At 41.4% G+C, this 14,266-nt stretch carries 19 protein-coding genes; all 19 read right to left on the reverse strand.

The annotated features are described in order from the left end of the window. Positions 1 to 166: 166 nt before the first annotated feature. Positions 167 to 847, reverse strand: coding sequence for an orotidine-5'-phosphate decarboxylase (gene pyrF, locus FTV43_RS08120; RefSeq protein ID WP_179995293.1), 681 nt, complete (start codon positions 845 to 847; stop codon positions 167 to 169). A gap of 182 nt (positions 848 to 1,029) precedes the next feature. Continuing rightward, entirely contained in the window at positions 1,030 to 1,395 is a 366-nt protein-coding gene (locus FTV43_RS08125; RefSeq protein WP_168419001.1) for a lipopolysaccharide assembly protein LapA domain-containing protein, read from the reverse strand. Between the two features lie 17 nt (positions 1,396 to 1,412). Next, the gene (locus FTV43_RS08130; RefSeq protein ID WP_168419002.1) at positions 1,413 to 1,718 is read right to left on the reverse strand and encodes an integration host factor subunit beta; all 306 of its coding nucleotides are present in this window, start codon (positions 1,716 to 1,718) and stop codon (positions 1,413 to 1,415) included. Positions 1,719 to 1,878: 160 nt separating this feature from the next. Continuing rightward, a complete protein-coding gene (gene rpsA / locus FTV43_RS08135) occupies positions 1,879 to 3,555 on the reverse strand; it encodes a 30S ribosomal protein S1 (protein WP_168419003.1) in 1,677 nt (558 codons plus the stop codon). A gap of 120 nt (positions 3,556 to 3,675) precedes the next feature. After that, the gene (gene cmk, locus FTV43_RS08140; protein ID WP_168542465.1) at positions 3,676 to 4,368 is read right to left on the reverse strand and encodes a (d)CMP kinase; all 693 of its coding nucleotides are present in this window, start codon (positions 4,366 to 4,368) and stop codon (positions 3,676 to 3,678) included. A gap of 17 nt (positions 4,369 to 4,385) precedes the next feature. Continuing rightward, a complete protein-coding gene (locus FTV43_RS08145; RefSeq protein WP_179995294.1) occupies positions 4,386 to 4,817 on the reverse strand; it encodes an SRPBCC family protein in 432 nt (143 codons plus the stop codon). 66 nt (positions 4,818 to 4,883) lie between these two features. Continuing rightward, positions 4,884 to 5,411, reverse strand: a complete 528-nt coding sequence (gene tadA / locus FTV43_RS08150; protein WP_179995295.1) for a tRNA adenosine(34) deaminase TadA — start codon at positions 5,409 to 5,411, stop codon at positions 4,884 to 4,886. 29 nt (positions 5,412 to 5,440) lie between these two features. Beyond that, positions 5,441 to 6,562, reverse strand: coding sequence for an enoyl-CoA hydratase/isomerase family protein (locus FTV43_RS08155; protein ID WP_179995296.1), 1,122 nt, complete (start codon positions 6,560 to 6,562; stop codon positions 5,441 to 5,443). Beyond that, the gene (ung, locus tag FTV43_RS08160) at positions 6,559 to 7,272 is read right to left on the reverse strand and encodes a uracil-DNA glycosylase (protein ID WP_168419008.1); all 714 of its coding nucleotides are present in this window, start codon (positions 7,270 to 7,272) and stop codon (positions 6,559 to 6,561) included. Before ung ends, FTV43_RS08155 begins: the two co-directional genes overlap by 4 nt. Positions 7,273 to 7,309: 37 nt before the next feature. Continuing rightward, on the reverse strand, positions 7,310 to 7,906 hold the full coding sequence (locus FTV43_RS08165) for a 6-carboxytetrahydropterin synthase (RefSeq protein WP_104851897.1): 597 nt from the start codon (positions 7,904 to 7,906) through the stop codon (positions 7,310 to 7,312). Positions 7,907 to 8,088: 182 nt separating this feature from the next. Continuing rightward, on the reverse strand, positions 8,089 to 9,072 hold the full coding sequence (gene gspK, locus FTV43_RS08170; RefSeq protein ID WP_179995297.1) for a type II secretion system minor pseudopilin GspK: 984 nt from the start codon (positions 9,070 to 9,072) through the stop codon (positions 8,089 to 8,091). A gap of 13 nt (positions 9,073 to 9,085) precedes the next feature. Then, positions 9,086 to 9,709: a type II secretion system minor pseudopilin GspJ gene (gspJ, locus tag FTV43_RS08175; protein WP_179995298.1), complete on the reverse strand. Its 624-nt coding sequence runs from the start codon at positions 9,707 to 9,709 to the stop codon at positions 9,086 to 9,088. Further along, positions 9,706 to 10,086 (reverse strand): type II secretion system minor pseudopilin GspI, encoded by a 381-nt coding sequence (gene gspI, locus FTV43_RS08180; RefSeq protein ID WP_179995299.1) that lies wholly within the window; start codon positions 10,084 to 10,086, stop codon positions 9,706 to 9,708. The genes gspJ and gspI overlap by 4 nt, the downstream gene beginning before the upstream one ends. Next, a complete protein-coding gene (locus FTV43_RS08185; protein ID WP_179995300.1) occupies positions 10,076 to 10,627 on the reverse strand; it encodes a prepilin-type N-terminal cleavage/methylation domain-containing protein in 552 nt (183 codons plus the stop codon). The genes gspI and FTV43_RS08185 overlap by 11 nt, the downstream gene beginning before the upstream one ends. 6 nt (positions 10,628 to 10,633) lie before the next feature. Beyond that, entirely contained in the window at positions 10,634 to 11,248 is a 615-nt protein-coding gene (locus tag FTV43_RS08190) for a TetR/AcrR family transcriptional regulator (protein WP_179993840.1), read from the reverse strand. 93 nt (positions 11,249 to 11,341) lie between these two features. After that, positions 11,342 to 12,115: a TatD family hydrolase gene (locus FTV43_RS08195; RefSeq protein ID WP_004976800.1), complete on the reverse strand. Its 774-nt coding sequence runs from the start codon at positions 12,113 to 12,115 to the stop codon at positions 11,342 to 11,344. A 24-nt stretch (positions 12,116 to 12,139) separates the two neighbouring features. Continuing rightward, complete coding sequence (locus FTV43_RS08200) at positions 12,140 to 12,481, reverse strand: PilZ domain-containing protein (protein ID WP_179995336.1); 342 nt, start codon at positions 12,479 to 12,481, stop codon at positions 12,140 to 12,142. Positions 12,482 to 12,491: 10 nt separating this feature from the next. Next, on the reverse strand, positions 12,492 to 13,481 hold the full coding sequence (locus FTV43_RS08205) for a DNA polymerase III subunit delta' C-terminal domain-containing protein (protein WP_179995301.1): 990 nt from the start codon (positions 13,479 to 13,481) through the stop codon (positions 12,492 to 12,494). Positions 13,482 to 13,495: 14 nt separating this feature from the next. Beyond that, on the reverse strand, positions 13,496 to 14,257 hold the full coding sequence (gene kdsB / locus FTV43_RS08210) for a 3-deoxy-manno-octulosonate cytidylyltransferase (RefSeq protein WP_004976805.1): 762 nt from the start codon (positions 14,255 to 14,257) through the stop codon (positions 13,496 to 13,498). Positions 14,258 to 14,266 lie beyond the last annotated feature (9 nt).

Here is a 14,266-nt window from a genome sequence, read left to right on the forward strand (position 1 = left end):
GAATAATTCAAGTGAATTTGTTTGAAAGAAGAACTTTAAAAGCTTTATTTTCACCCGATAAAATACCCATAAAACAAGAGGAAGCTCAAATGAGCTTCCTCTTGTGAAAAATTGTGGGACAGCAATGAGGGCTTATCTCCCTTTTAGAGAGTCAGCGATAGTAAAATTAAAGCGTCGCTAAAATATCTTTCAAAGTCTGACGTGGATTTTCAGATTTTGTAATTGGACGACCAATCACCAAATGCGTAGAACCATCCAGCATAGCTTGTTTTGGAGTCACAATACGTTTTTGATCATCGGCATTAGCACCTTCAGGGCGGATACCTGGCGTCACTAAGGAAAAATCTTGTCCCAAAGTTTCACGCAACATTTTTGCTTCTTGCGCAGAACATACCACCCCATCTAAACCACTATCTTTTGTGAGTTTAGCCAATCGCTGCACTTGCTCAAACGGCTCAATATCTAAACCTAAGTCTTTTAAATCTTCACGCCCCATAGATGTCAATACAGTCACCGCAATCAGTTGTGTTTGGTAATTCCCCGCTTTTAAACGCTCCACGCAGGTTTCCATCATTTTTCGGCCACCAGAGGCGTGCACATTGACCATCCAAATACCCAAGTCAGCTGCAGCACAGACCGCTTGCGCAGTTGTGTTTGGAATATCATGAAATTTTAAATCTAGAAAAACCTCAAAACCTTTGTCATGCAAGGCTTTCACGACTGCAGGACCTTCATGGGTAAATAACTCTTTACCAACTTTTACTCGACATAATGCAGGATCTAACTGTTCTGCAATGGTTAAGGCGTCATATTGGCTTTTAGCATCGAGGGCAACAATGATACTCAAGAGAATTACCTATGAATTAGACAAATAATGCTTATTATAAAGTGATTCGCATGAGGCAGATAGTCAAAAGACAGCTCAAATCTGATCATAAGCGGAATAGATGACTATAAAAATATAAGCATAAAAAAACACCCCAAAGTAAACCTTGGGGTGTTGCTTTTAAATTAACTTAATTTGCTAATTTAAAGGGCATTAGAAGAACGGTCTTCTGTATGCACATCTAATACTGTTTTTTCATGGCGCGTATGTGCAGCAGCTTCAGCAGCAGCCAGTTGAGCCGCATGAATTTGCTCTTTACGCAGATGTTCGATGTCTTTACGTAGTCGCTTAATTTCCCAACTATTTTGGAATACACGGAAAACTTGCACACCCAACAACAGTCCCAACACTAAACCAAGTGCTAACGTGATTAGTAATAATAAGCCCAAACGCATAGCAGGTACTTGGGTAAACAATAGATCAACCGAAAGTTCAGTGCCGTTTTGCAAAACCAGTGCCAGAGAATATCCAAATAGAATAACTAAAATAGCGACGAGAACGTAACGCATAAACACCCCTAGGAATTTTATTTATTTGCCGATTCGTTTACTGCATCACGTAGTGCTTTACCCGGCTTAAAATGCGGTACAGCTTTAGCCGCAACTTCTACAGACTTACCTGTTTTTGGGTTACGACCTACACGTGGTTCACGGTGATGCAATGCAAAACTACCAAATCCACGAATTTCAATTCGGTTATCTGCCGATAGTGATGCAATCATTTGATCTATCATTATCTTAACAGCTTCTTCCACCAATGGCTCAGCCAGATGTGGATTTTTCAAAGCAATTCGTTCTATCAAGTCAGACTTATTAAGTGCTTCAATAGTCATCTGCGACCTCTTTAATTATCAAGCTACTTTTACCTAAAACTGATAATAACCTGTTTAAATACAAAACGGTAGCGTAATAATTGAATACTACGCTACCGTTTACAGTATTTGTGTAAAAAGTATTAGTTAATTTACATTAACCATACAGTTTACCCGCAACTTAGTTGCCCATTTGAGCTTTGATCAAATCACCAATAGTCTTAGGACCATTGTCTTGACCGCTAGCTGCTGTTTTCAAGTTAGCAACTGCTTCTTTCTCTTCAGCTTCGTCTTTCGCTTTGATAGACAAGTTGATAGAGCGAGATTTACGATCTACGTTGATGATTTTCGCTTCAACTTCTTGACCAACTTCTAAGAACTTAGTTGCATCTTCAACGCGATCACGGTTGATTTCAGATGCTTTAAGTGTTGCTTCAACTTCGTCAGCTAACTTAACAGTTGCGCCACGAGCGTCAACAGCAGTTACAGTACCTTTAACCAAAGCACCACGTTCGTTAGCAGCTAAGAAATCGTTGAATGGATCACTGTTCAATTGCTTGATACCAAGGCTGATACGGTTGCCTTCAGCGTCTACAGAAAGGATAACTGCTTCAACAGTGTCACCTTTCTTGTAACGACGGATAGCTTCTTCGCCTTGCTCGTTCCAAGAAATGTCAGACAAGTGAACTAGACCATCGATACCGCCTGGTAAACCGATGAAGATACCGAAGTCAGTGATTGACTTGATAGTACCTGAAACTTTTTCACCTTTGTCGTGGTTCTTAGCAAACTCTTCCCATGGGTTAGCACGAGTTTGTTTGATACCAAGAGAAATACGACGACGCTCTTCGTCCACTTCAAGAACCATAACATCAACTTCATCACCAATCTGAACAACTTTAGATGGGTGGATGTTTTTGTTTGTGTGGTCCATTTCTGAAACGTGAACTAAACCTTCAACGCCTTCAGCGATTTCTGCGAAACAGCCGTAGTCAGTTAAGTTAGTTACGCGAGCTTTAACGATAGAACCTTTAGGATAACGGCTCATGATCGCTAACCATGGATCTTCGCCTAATTGCTTAAGACCTAAAGATACGCGGTTACGCTCTTTGTCAAATTTAAGTACTTTAACAGTAACTTCTTGACCCACTTCAACCACTTCTGATGGATGCTTGATACGTTTCCAAGCCATGTCAGTGATGTGAAGAAGACCATCAATACCGCCAAGGTCAACGAATGCACCGTAGTCAGTAAGGTTCTTGATTGTACCAGTAACAGTTTGACCTTCTTCAAGCTGAGCAAGAAGTGCTTCACGGTCAGCTGAAGATTCAGCTTCCATCACTGCACGACGAGATACAACAACGTTGTTACGTTTAGCATCAAGTTTGATAACTTTGAACTCTAACTCTTTGCCTTCAAGGTGAGTTGTGTCACGGATAGGACGAGTGTCTACCAAAGAACCTGGTAAGAACGCACGAACTGGACCGATGTCTACAGTGAAACCGCCTTTAACTTTACCAGAGATAACACCAGTAACGATTTCGCCGTCTTCAAAGATTTTTTCAAGTTTAGTCCAAGTTTCAGCACGTTTTGCTTTTTCACGTGATAAAACAGTTTGGCCCATACCGTTGTCAAGTGCTTCAACAACAACATCAACGGTGTCACCAACTTGAACTTCAAGTTCGCGTTGTTCGTTTAAGAATTCAGCGCGGTCTACAACGCCTTCTGATTTAAGGCCAGTATCAACTGTTACCCAATCAGAGTCGATGCTTACTACAACGCCTTGGATGACAGCACCCTTTTCAACGTTGAGGTTTAATTCGCTTTCTTCAAAGAGGGCTGCAAAAGATTCGGTCATGATATACCTGATAAAGTCAGCGGTCTTGGATCAGACAAGGCCGGTTTAGTTAAGCGTCTACATAGTCCGTATAAAACTGATCAAGCTATGCGTTCGCTGAATATATTAGGTTCACGCCTATTAAGCGCGGCTAATACCAAGCTTCTGATCGACATAAACCGTCATTAATGCAAATACTTCATCAATGTTCAGTTCAGAACTATCAATGATGTAAGCATCATCTGCCGGCTTAAGTGGAGCAACTGTGCGCTCCATGTCACGTTTATCGCGAGCTTGGATATTCGCTAAAATGTCGCTTATTTTAGCATCCAGCCCCATACCCTGCAACTGTTTTACACGTCTTTGTGCACGTGACTCCGCCGAAGCCGTTAAATAGATTTTGGCTTGCGCTGCAGGAAAAATGCTGGTTGCCATATCACGCCCATCTGCCACCAGGCCAGGTGCTTGGGCAAAAGCGTGCTGTCGGGCAAGCAATGCGATTCTTAGTTCTGGCACAGCTGCCACTTTAGAAGCATACTCACCTACACGCTCAGTACGAATAGTTTGGGTGACATCTTCACCATCCAATAGCACTTGAGTTGCATCAGACTGGGTTACAAATTGAATGTTTAAGTGCGTTGCGATGTTGATGCACGCTTGCAGCTCTGTATCTAGACGATCTAGCAGATTTTGCTTATGCAAAGCCAAACCAAGCAAACGATACAAAGCACCTGAATCTAGCAAATGAAATTGATAATGTGCTGCCAATTTTGCAGCTAAGGTACCCTTACCTGAGCCACTTGGGCCATCAATGGTAATAATTTGAACCGTCATGCTGTTTCCGTAATGATTTAGAGAGATTTGGCCAGTTTAGACAAGCCAATTTTAATTGCAGTTTTTAGTTGAGCCAAAATAGCCTTACTCACAAATGGCACACGAGTTTGCAACTCAATGCTGTAGGTCACCAAAGTTTTATTATCAGGCATATCTTGAAATTCAATGACCCCCAAATGATGTTTGATCAATGGGTTTTTAATGATTTTATATTCAATACGCTGATTCGGTTCGAGCAAAGTAATTTGCTCCTGCAAAGGCTTAATTGGCCCAATACCCATGCGACGTACGGAACCTACTCCATCAGGGCGCTCAGGGTCAGCTGAATCTTTCACACGCACTACCTGCATAGGCGCAAAGGCAATGTTATATGTCGCATGTTTAGACAGTAATTCAAAAACCTGCGCAACAGGCGCATTAAATTCTTTTTTGATTTGAATGGCATTCATGGTAAGACCTGAGAATAAATTATTAAATGATCTGTCATTCAGTTTAACGCAAATCAGCAGTAAAACTCAGGTTTGCTTTTGATCATCTAGGTCATTTATTAGCTGTTGCTGCTTTTGTTGTTTCTTTTGTGCACGACGCATTTTAAAAAAATCACTTAACTGACTCGAGCATTGTTGCTCTAAACAACCTGATTGATATTCAAAAATATGATTGTAATAACCCGATTCTAAAAGCTTTCTGGCACTGATTAATGAACCCGCTTTGGGTTCTGTCGCACCAAACACTACCCGTTTAATTCGCGCATGAATCAATGCCCCCACACACATGGTGCAAGGCTCTAAGGTGACATATAAGATTGCGTCTTCGGGTAAACGATAGTTTTTAATATTGGCGCAAGCGGCACGAATAGCAACAATTTCAGCATGTGCAGTTGCATCATGTAAAGAAATAGGTGCGTTATAGCCCGCACCGATTACTTGATTTTGACTCACAATCACTGCACCCACAGGAATTTCTCCCTGTGCCGCAGCCAATGCAGCCTGCGCATAAGCAAGCTGCATCCAATCTTCATCACTATAGTGTTGTTCTGACATTCAAAATAACAGCGAAATAGAATGAAAAATTAAATAATTTCGTATTGCTTTAACAATTCATTCCAGCTTTCAATAGTGGTCACAGGTGGATTATCTACAAAAATATTTTTGAGATTAATCTTGCCGTTTTGTTGCCATGCAGGTGCCAAGTCTTTATCAACTAAACGCGCACGCACACCTTCTACAAAATCTGCGTGACGGATTTTCCAGTCAGAAATTTGAGTTTCTAGTTCAAATACTTCATTCCAAGAATGAACTTGCTTACCCCATTGCCATAACAACCAAGTTAAAGCCGCTGTGGTTGGTGAACCTTTTTGCAGATTTTCACTGGCTTGACGCAACCAGTCACTACGCGCATCACTCAAACCAATAATCGACTCATAGTCACTTTCAAAACTCACACCACGGCACACGCTTTGAATCACATCCAAAGAGTTTTGTAATGGCCCTGGACCTACTGGGCGATGCATACTGTTCAAGGTGTCATCAATGGCACGAAAGTCACCTGCTGGGTAATGATTCCAGTCAATATTAATGACTTTATCTAACACTGCTGCACGCTGCGCATCACAAATATGCGTTGCCCAACCAATACCATAAGCACCCGCTGCAGTCATAATTGAACCTGTTAAACCAGTGAACAAACCAATCGCACCACGGTCTGCCAAGAAGCGGGTTGCGCCTACATCTGGGTACAAGCCAATATTAATTTCTGGCATCGCCAAACGTGAATACGGTGTTACCAAACGGAATGGCGCAGCCATGAAAAGGCCTAAACCACCGCCCATCACATAACCTTCACCCCAAACCAACACAGGCTTGGCATAGTTATGCAACAACAAGTCCAGCGCATATTCTTGCTCGAAGAATTTATTGGCGGTTGCAACTTCATCATTAATAACCAACTGGCGTAACTTACGCACATCACCACCTGCACAAAACGCTTTAGGTGTAGTTGAATCCAGCCAAATTGCTTTCACACTGTCATCGGTATGAAAATCTTCAAATACTGCCAATAATGCAGAAACAATTGATTCATCCAAAGCATGCAATGATTTTGGGCGATTCAAACGCACAATGCGCCAGCCATTTTTTGCTTCTTCTATAATTAAATCTGGGTGGTATTCTTTTGAAATGGGAGAATGTGTCATGCGTCCAGCTGCCAGTCTATAGGCTCAATGCCATTTTGTTTAAGATAATTATTTGATTTTGAAAATACTTTACATCCAAAAAAACCACCACGATTTGCTGCCAGTGGCGATGGATGTGCTGCCTTCAATATCAGATGTTTATTCGGATCTATACGTTGTCCCTTACGTTGTGCATACGCGCCCCATAAAATAAACACAATATGCTCACGTTGTTGATTTAACACATCAATCACATGATCTGTAAAATCTTCCCAACCCTGCTTTTGGTGCGAGGTTGGTTGTCCTGCTTGTACAGTTAATACGCTGTTGAGTAACAACACCCCTTGTTCCGCCCAATGGGTTAAATCGCCGTGGCGTGGAACAGGTATACCTAAATCTGTATGTAACTCATGGAAAATATTACGCAAAGATGGGGGTAATGCAACCCCTCTTTGCACAGAAAAGCTGAGTCCATGCGCTTGATTCGGCCCATGATAAGGGTCTTGCCCAATAATAACCACTTTCACCTGATTTAAAGGGGTGGTATTTAAAGCGTTAAATATCAGCGAACTTGGTGGATAAATCACCTTATTCTGTTGTTTTTCTTGCAACAAAAACTCACGTAGCGCATCCATTTGAGGACTTAATAAAAATTCAGCCAAGCTGTATTTCCAACTGTCATCCAACTGGACTTTGTTTAAGCTCGCATATTGCTGCTCAGTAAAAGACATACCGCTATCAATCCTTGTTGATGTCTAATGATGTGATTTAAAGTTTAACTTGTAACTCGACATTCGGGTTTTGGAATGTCATCCCCTGTTTTAATTTTTCATACATTTGTGGGTCTGACCATTCTGTCTGTACTTGCTCAGAGAAATGAATTTGATCCAGACTTAGCAATCCCATCTGCGCATTTTCAATATCTTCCAAAAAGCTTTGTGCATAGCCTGTATCAGTTTCATGTACAATCACAGAATAGACCTCTACATCACCTTCCCCATTTTGTGTGATGGTTGATGCCAAAACTTGTTGTGCCAAATAAAAGAAAATACGTGAAAACTGCTCTGCTGATGGCGATACTGGTAAAGATACCCAACGTGCGCTGAACGTTTTGCAGGCTTGAATATATGCAGGGTCATCCTGCTCCCAAAAACAAATGGCATGATCGAAGGCATCAAATAATTCTTTGATTACACCTTTAAGCAAACCAAAGTCATACACCATTTGTCCATGATCAAGTTTTGAAGCTTTCAGTAATAATTCTACTTTATAGCTATGACCATGAATCGAGCGCTTACAGCGGTCTGAAGTGCAATTACGCACAATATGCGCATTTTCAAACTTAAATAACTTTCGAATTAACATGGGTCTTAACGTCATCAAAATATTTGGGGGATATTCTTTTTAATTATAATGCAAAACGTGAACAATAAGCCAATTTTAGCCCGCAGATTGCCAGACAAAAATCGTAATGATCAGTTTCAGTACAGATATGCAATGCATTTGCATCCGAATAACAGCAACTAAGTCAAGGTTAATGCTAATACTTAAAATAGCGCCAGACTTCGCCCACTGACATTGACAGATTTTTCGGTACGCACCAAATCACTGCTAAATTGACGTTTGCGCTCGCCCAATACCACTTCAATTTTGGCTTTAAAATAATGGGATTGCACACCCAATAAACTTGTAAATTCATTGCGTATCGCGCTATCGACAGCTTGAAAGCCATCTAACTCCCACAAAGCGTTTACATTGCTAAAGTGTTCCAAATTGGCATTACGACGATCAAGTAGATTTTGCACTACAACCACATCCAGTTTTTCATCTAAGCTCGCCAAAACCAAAGCAGGTGCGGTATTAATATTGATAGTGGTATCCCGTTTTGGCAAGGCACTCACATAAGGCGCAATTTGCTGATACTTCGTACCTTCAAAACCACGGACTTGTTTTAATTCTTCTGCGCTGTGAAATAAGCTATTGGGCGGTAAATAAGGAATTGCTAAACCTTGGTAATAACTCGACTCTGCACCCATTGCACCACTCGGCTCATCATCTGCATCTTGCCAGTCAATCACGGCTTCACTTAATTGAGCAGGTAGCCCAACACGCTGCAACAGCTTTTCAAAATATTTTTTTGCTTTTTCGTTCACTTGATCTTCGGTTGTCAGCAAACTATTTAAATTAAATTTCCCCGACTCATCTTGCAATACGCCCGATACATAACCATCTTCGACTGGAAATGGCGGCATTGGTTTTGCCCAGTTTTCTTGTAAGTGATCGACTTGACCTGCATTTTCAGCATCATCTTGTAGTAATTCTGCAAAAAACACTTCGGCACTTTTGGCATATAACAATGCTTGATTTTGACGCATCAAATACGCGGTATTTTCACTGGTATACATTTGCCGTTTGGCTATGGTCGCGGCCAAAATCGTAGCCAAGGCAACCAACATCAAAATCGTAATCAAGGCGATGCCTTGTTGTGATTTGATGATGCTACCTAAGCGCTGAGTCGATTTTGAATACATTGCCACTGTGCCTTTAATTGTCTTTCTTCTTTAAAAAATCAGTCTGCAATAAGCTAAATATCCATTCGTATTGCACGTCACGCACGGTTAAATTTATTTTTATTCCTTTCGGGAGTAGCCTTAATTGTTCAGTTTGCTGAGGATCAATATTGCTTTCAGGCCAACTACTTAATTCATTTGGATTCAATACCATAATCTCAAAGGCTTCAACTTCATCCAACATCACGCTCGACTCAGGCTGATCATTGCCCGTTTGATGCAAATTACGATATTTTAAACGATACAATTTTTTTTCATCGGCACGATATTGATATTCAACACGCTCATGGGGTGAAATACCCTGCTGCAAAGGATCGGTCACCCCTGTTTTACTGAAATTAAAGCGTCCATTTTGTAAAACTAAAGCAGGTTGTTGCTGCCCTTTAACATTGGCCGTTAATGGAACAGCCTGCATCGTGTCACGTAAAATTTGTTGATAGCTTTCTTGCAACTGCTCTAAATTGGCTTCATGCATCGCATTGCGATCTTTGACTTTGGCGAGATAATCAAATACTTTCCAACCCAAAGCAGACAGCACTGCAAAAATTGCAATAGCGACTAGCAACTCAATTAAAGTGAAGCCTTTCTTTGTACTCATGATTGCTGCTCACGGGCATTAAAAAACACCAAAGAAGTCACTCCTGCTTCAACTTGTCCTGTGTCTTGATTATATAAACTGATTTGAAGATCGACACGTTGCACATTCGGACTAATGGTTGGCTGTGTGGACTTGTCAATTTGCCATGTTTCGCCCTGTTGTGTCACTTGCTTTGACTCTGTTCCACTTAACCATTGCCGATTCATTTCCATCATTGCCACTTCATTCAAAGCCACAAATTGTGCTTTGGTTCTTAAAATTGCATTGGCGGTGGATTGGGTATATTGCATCGCCACTTTGGTCATTGCCATAGCTGCTGTTGCAAAAATTGCCAAAGCCACCATAACTTCAAGTAGTGTAAATCCTTTAGCTTTCATGGATTTTTCCTAAATGATCGACCTCTATTTCCGCACCTACAGGACGCTGTTCTAAATAGAACTGAATACGCACAGGTTTGGCTTCACCATTGCCAAGCCAAATCAGTGCGGGTGCATTACCTTGCAGCAACTCACTATTGTTAGCATTCGGATAGCTTTGTTCTAAAGATAAAATTTGGATAGAAACTTGTTCAGGTAAAGTTCTTCTTTTAAATTCGCTATAGCTTTGCCATTTTTGATTATTTTGTAGGCTTAATTGTTGTTCTGTGGCATAAGGCTGATATTCCAACACATCATAACGCGCAGCTGAAACATCGGTTGCTTGATGCAAATTGAGTGCAAAAATACGCGCTTGATCATTGGCTTCACGATTCAGCTTACGCAAATCCAATAAAAACACTTCACGCGCCTGCATAGCTTTACGCTGATCAACACCACCGATATTCATTAAAACCAGCGATGCCATAATCGCCATAATGACTATCACCACCATCAATTCAATGAGCGTAAAACCGCGAACCGAAGATAGTGGTGTGTTCATAGCGTATTAATTCAATTGCTCGAAAGATTGTGCTTGTTTGGGCATCGCCAACGCTTGATCGATATAGGCCACACGTAAAGTATCCCGGGAACCTAAATAACGCTGATAGAAACTTGAGTTTAAAATGGCTGCCGCACCATGCGTAAGTGCCCAAATTGAAGCCAGATAATCACGCACTTCCATGTGACTATGAATAGATTCTAAATATTGTTCAGTCATACGGATAATGATGCGTAATCGGCTTTTACGAACCTGATATAGTTCACTAAACAACAAGCCAATGCCAACACCCGTTGTAGAAAGGCGTTCTTCAATTTGATGAAAAAGCACAGTACGTTCAGGATGATGTAAGTGATGCAGCATAAAAAATGCTAGATGTTCAGGAAACTGTTTTTCCGCATCTTTAATCATTTCTAGCAACATGCGCTCATTACGAATAATAAGCAACATATATAGTTCATCTTTACTTTGAAAGTGTTTATATAGAGTACCTTTGGCCAAATCCAGTTCTGCTGCCAAAGCATCAAGGGTCATTCCTGCTTCACCATTTTCCAAAAGCAACTGCTCTGCCACTTGGAAAATTAACGTTTCTCTTGCTCGAAACTGAGCCTGACGATCCATCTTCACCCGATAAACTCTCTTTTCACTATTCAATCAATGGAAATTTTTAATATCACCAGAACATTAAATTTTTGCATCATTCCACTATGCAAATTAATGTCCTTTGAGCAGGTTTTCAAAGTTTTGTGTTGTTATGAAAGCCATTTCCTCTAAGGACTTATCATATACATCACTTAGGGCTTTGGCTACATACGGAACGTATTTTGGCTCATTTGTCTTACCGCGATATGGCACAGGTGCCAAATATGGACTATCAGTTTCAATTAAGACACGGTCTAAAGGTACTTGCTTGGCCACATCACGTAAATCTTGCGCATTTTTGAAGGAAACAATGCCTGAAAATGACACATAATAACCACAATCTAACACCGCTTTGGCGGTTGCCCAGTCTTCAGTAAAGCAATGTAATACACCATGCGTCGATTTTTCAGCACGGATAATATCTACTGTATCTTGCTTGGCAGCACGGGTATGTACCACCACAGGTTTTTTTACAGCTTGTGACGCATGAATATGCCGTGCAAAACAGGCTTTTTGCTCTGCGACAAAATCGGTACTGTGAAAATAGTCCAAACCTGTTTCGCCCAAAGCCCAGACTTTGTCTGCTTGTGCTAAAGCAATCAGTTGCTCGGTGGTGGCACGCGCCATATTTTCTGCATTTTCACAAGGATGCACACCCACGCTATAACCAACATCGGCATGGCGTGCTGCAATTTTTGACAATGCAATATGATCGTCTAAATCGACAGAGATACCCATAATTTTAGACACACCCGCTAGGCGTGCCTGTGCAATTGCTGCATCTAAGTCACCATCATAAGGGCTTAAATCCAACATCGTTAAATGACAATGTGTATCTACAAACACGATTTTTTCCTAAAAGCAAACAACCTACATAGTGTAACTGTTACGGTTGTCAGACTTAAGCCCCGCAAGGATTCTTTCGGCTTCAGATTTGTAATAAACGCCTTTTTCACCGCTCAGTTGAATGCCAAAGCCCTGCAATTTGATGCCGTTTTGCTTTTGCGAAATCCAGATGACTTTTCCTGTAAGTGGAATTTTTTGTGATTGTTCAGGCAAAGTTGCAAGCACGAAGATTTCTTCACCCATTTTTACAGGTTGTTTTGAGGGTACAAATAAGCCACCGCCCACAACGTATGGCATATAACTTAAATATAGCGCTTCGACATCAGGAATATTGGCCTGAATAATACCGCCCATACGTGGTTGCATCATGTTCCCCTTAAATATTCATCAACTTAATACATAATTGATCAAGCACTAGATTACTTTGCACGTTTTGCTCAAGCATTGGCTTGGCTTGCTGTAATTCTGCATATAAACCAAACAGACTTTCTAAGTCATATTGTTCAGCCAAATGCTGCAAAGCGGTGCTTAAATCCAAATTTTTAATGCTTTGATTTAGCTTGACACAAATTAAATCACACAACAAGTATTCAAACATCTGACTAAAATCAGTAAAGCTCAGCGCCTTGTTCCACTTGGTTGCGATTGCCATCGGCATATTTTTTTGCGTCACCAGTTTATACCAGTCTTTCAGAAAATCTGTACGCTGTTCCAGCCATTCTGCCTGTGCCAACTGCAAAGCCTGCAATGGCATTTGATTAGACAAATTCATCAACAATTGCTGTTTGCTCGCATCTAAATCGGGCAAATGCTGCTGCAAATATGCCGTAGCCTGTGCAGCATCAATACGGTCTAAAGCAAAATGCTGCAAACGGCTACGAATGGTTGCAGGTAATTTAAGATAATGATCTGCCAGCAAAATAATCACGATGCGATCACCCGGTTCTTCGAGGGTTTTCAGCAACGCATTGGAAGATGCAATATTTAAGGCTTCAGCAGGTTCAATCACAATCACCCGCCAGCCATCTACCGTTTGCTGGACAAAAGGTAATAAATCACGGATCTTCTCGATCTTAATTTTCGCGTTTTGCTTTTTATTCTCTTCATCGGTGCTGATATAGACATAATTCGGATGTGTATCTGATTTTAACCACTGACAACTGCTACATTCACCACAAGGCTGTGACTGCACATCACGCTGTTGGCATAAAATCCAAGCCACAAATTGCTGTGCAAAGGCTTCTTTACCACAACCCTGTTTGCCAAAAAACAATAAACCATGCCCCATTTTGGGAAATCGCCCTGTCAGGTTTTCCCAAACTTGTTGCTGCCAAGGATATACTTGTCCAATTACATCACGTTGCATGGTCGGTGATTCACTTACTCAAAATGGGCAATATCCATTGCATTTAAACGGTCTAAGTCTGCTTGGGTATCTACACCCGGTGGTAAATTGGCTTCTGCAACTGCAATGGCAATACGATGTCCATTTTCCAAGACACGCAATTGCTCTAGGCTTTCCAGCTTTTCCAATGTTCCCATTTCCCAAGTCACATATTCTTGCAGCAATTCCACACGGTACGCATACAAACCTAAATGGCGGTACGCATGTGCATGCAATTGTGGTGTCGCTGCTTTCGCACCATCGCGGTCATAAGGAATCGTGGCACGGCTAAAATACAAAGCCTGATTGTGTTTAGACATGACCACTTTAACAATGCTGTCGCGAGTAAATTCATCTAGTTGCTGAATCGGCTCACATAGCGTAGACATCGAGCATTCAGGTTGAGCTTCTAACAACTGCGCCACTTGTTGCACCAATTGCGCAGGCAAAAGTGGCTCATCGCCCTGCACATTGACGATAATATCGTTTTTATCCCAACCTTTAATGCGCGCCACTTCACTTAAACGATCTGTACCTGATGGATGGTCTGCCGAAGTCAGCACTACATCTACACCTTCGGCACGGCATAATTCTGCAATACGAGCATCATCGGTCGCCACACACAAGTCATCAAAACCTGCCACTTTTTTTGCCTGATCAACCACACGTAAAATCATGGCACGACCATGAATTTCCAGTAAAGGTTTGCCTGGCAGGCGTGAACTGGCATAACGTGCAGGGATAACAATGTGCTTCATAATTTTCCT

Origin of the sequence: Acinetobacter sp. YH16053, from assembly GCF_013417035.1 — a bacterium.
Classification (GTDB): Bacteria; Pseudomonadota; Gammaproteobacteria; order Pseudomonadales; family Moraxellaceae; genus Acinetobacter; species Acinetobacter towneri.

Bases quoted from the DNA above. Each gene is read 5' to 3' on its own strand.
- gspJ (WP_179995298.1), bottom strand. From the start codon at position 9,709: ATGAGTACAAAGAAAGGCTTCACTTTAATTGAGTTGCTAGTCGCTATT.
- kdsB (WP_004976805.1), bottom strand. From the start codon at position 14,257: ATGAAGCACATTGTTATCCCTGCACGTTATGCCAGTTCACGCCTGCCA.
- FTV43_RS08130 (WP_168419002.1), bottom strand. From the start codon at position 1,718: ATGACTATTGAAGCACTTAATAAGTCTGACTTGATAGAACGAATTGCT.
- gspK (WP_179995297.1), bottom strand. From the start codon at position 9,072: ATGTATTCAAAATCGACTCAGCGCTTAGGTAGCATCATCAAATCACAA.
- FTV43_RS08190 (WP_179993840.1), bottom strand. From the start codon at position 11,248: ATGGATCGTCAGGCTCAGTTTCGAGCAAGAGAAACGTTAATTTTCCAA.
- FTV43_RS08145 (WP_179995294.1), bottom strand. From the start codon at position 4,817: ATGAATGCCATTCAAATCAAAAAAGAATTTAATGCGCCTGTTGCGCAG.
- FTV43_RS08200 (WP_179995336.1), bottom strand. From the start codon at position 12,481: ATGCAACCACGTATGGGCGGTATTATTCAGGCCAATATTCCTGATGTC.
- ung (WP_168419008.1), bottom strand. From the start codon at position 7,272: ATGTCTTTTACTGAGCAGCAATATGCGAGCTTAAACAAAGTCCAGTTG.
- FTV43_RS08155 (WP_179995296.1), bottom strand. From the start codon at position 6,562: ATGACACATTCTCCCATTTCAAAAGAATACCACCCAGATTTAATTATA.
- FTV43_RS08165 (WP_104851897.1), bottom strand. From the start codon at position 7,906: ATGTTAATTCGAAAGTTATTTAAGTTTGAAAATGCGCATATTGTGCGT.
- tadA (WP_179995295.1), bottom strand. From the start codon at position 5,411: ATGTCAGAACAACACTATAGTGATGAAGATTGGATGCAGCTTGCTTAT.
- FTV43_RS08125 (WP_168419001.1), bottom strand. From the start codon at position 1,395: ATGCGTTACGTTCTCGTCGCTATTTTAGTTATTCTATTTGGATATTCT.
- FTV43_RS08185 (WP_179995300.1), bottom strand. From the start codon at position 10,627: ATGAACACACCACTATCTTCGGTTCGCGGTTTTACGCTCATTGAATTG.
- rpsA (WP_168419003.1), bottom strand. From the start codon at position 3,555: ATGACCGAATCTTTTGCAGCCCTCTTTGAAGAAAGCGAATTAAACCTC.
- gspI (WP_179995299.1), bottom strand. From the start codon at position 10,086: ATGAAAGCTAAAGGATTTACACTACTTGAAGTTATGGTGGCTTTGGCA.
- cmk (WP_168542465.1), bottom strand. From the start codon at position 4,368: ATGACGGTTCAAATTATTACCATTGATGGCCCAAGTGGCTCAGGTAAG.
- FTV43_RS08205 (WP_179995301.1), bottom strand. From the start codon at position 13,481: ATGCAACGTGATGTAATTGGACAAGTATATCCTTGGCAGCAACAAGTT.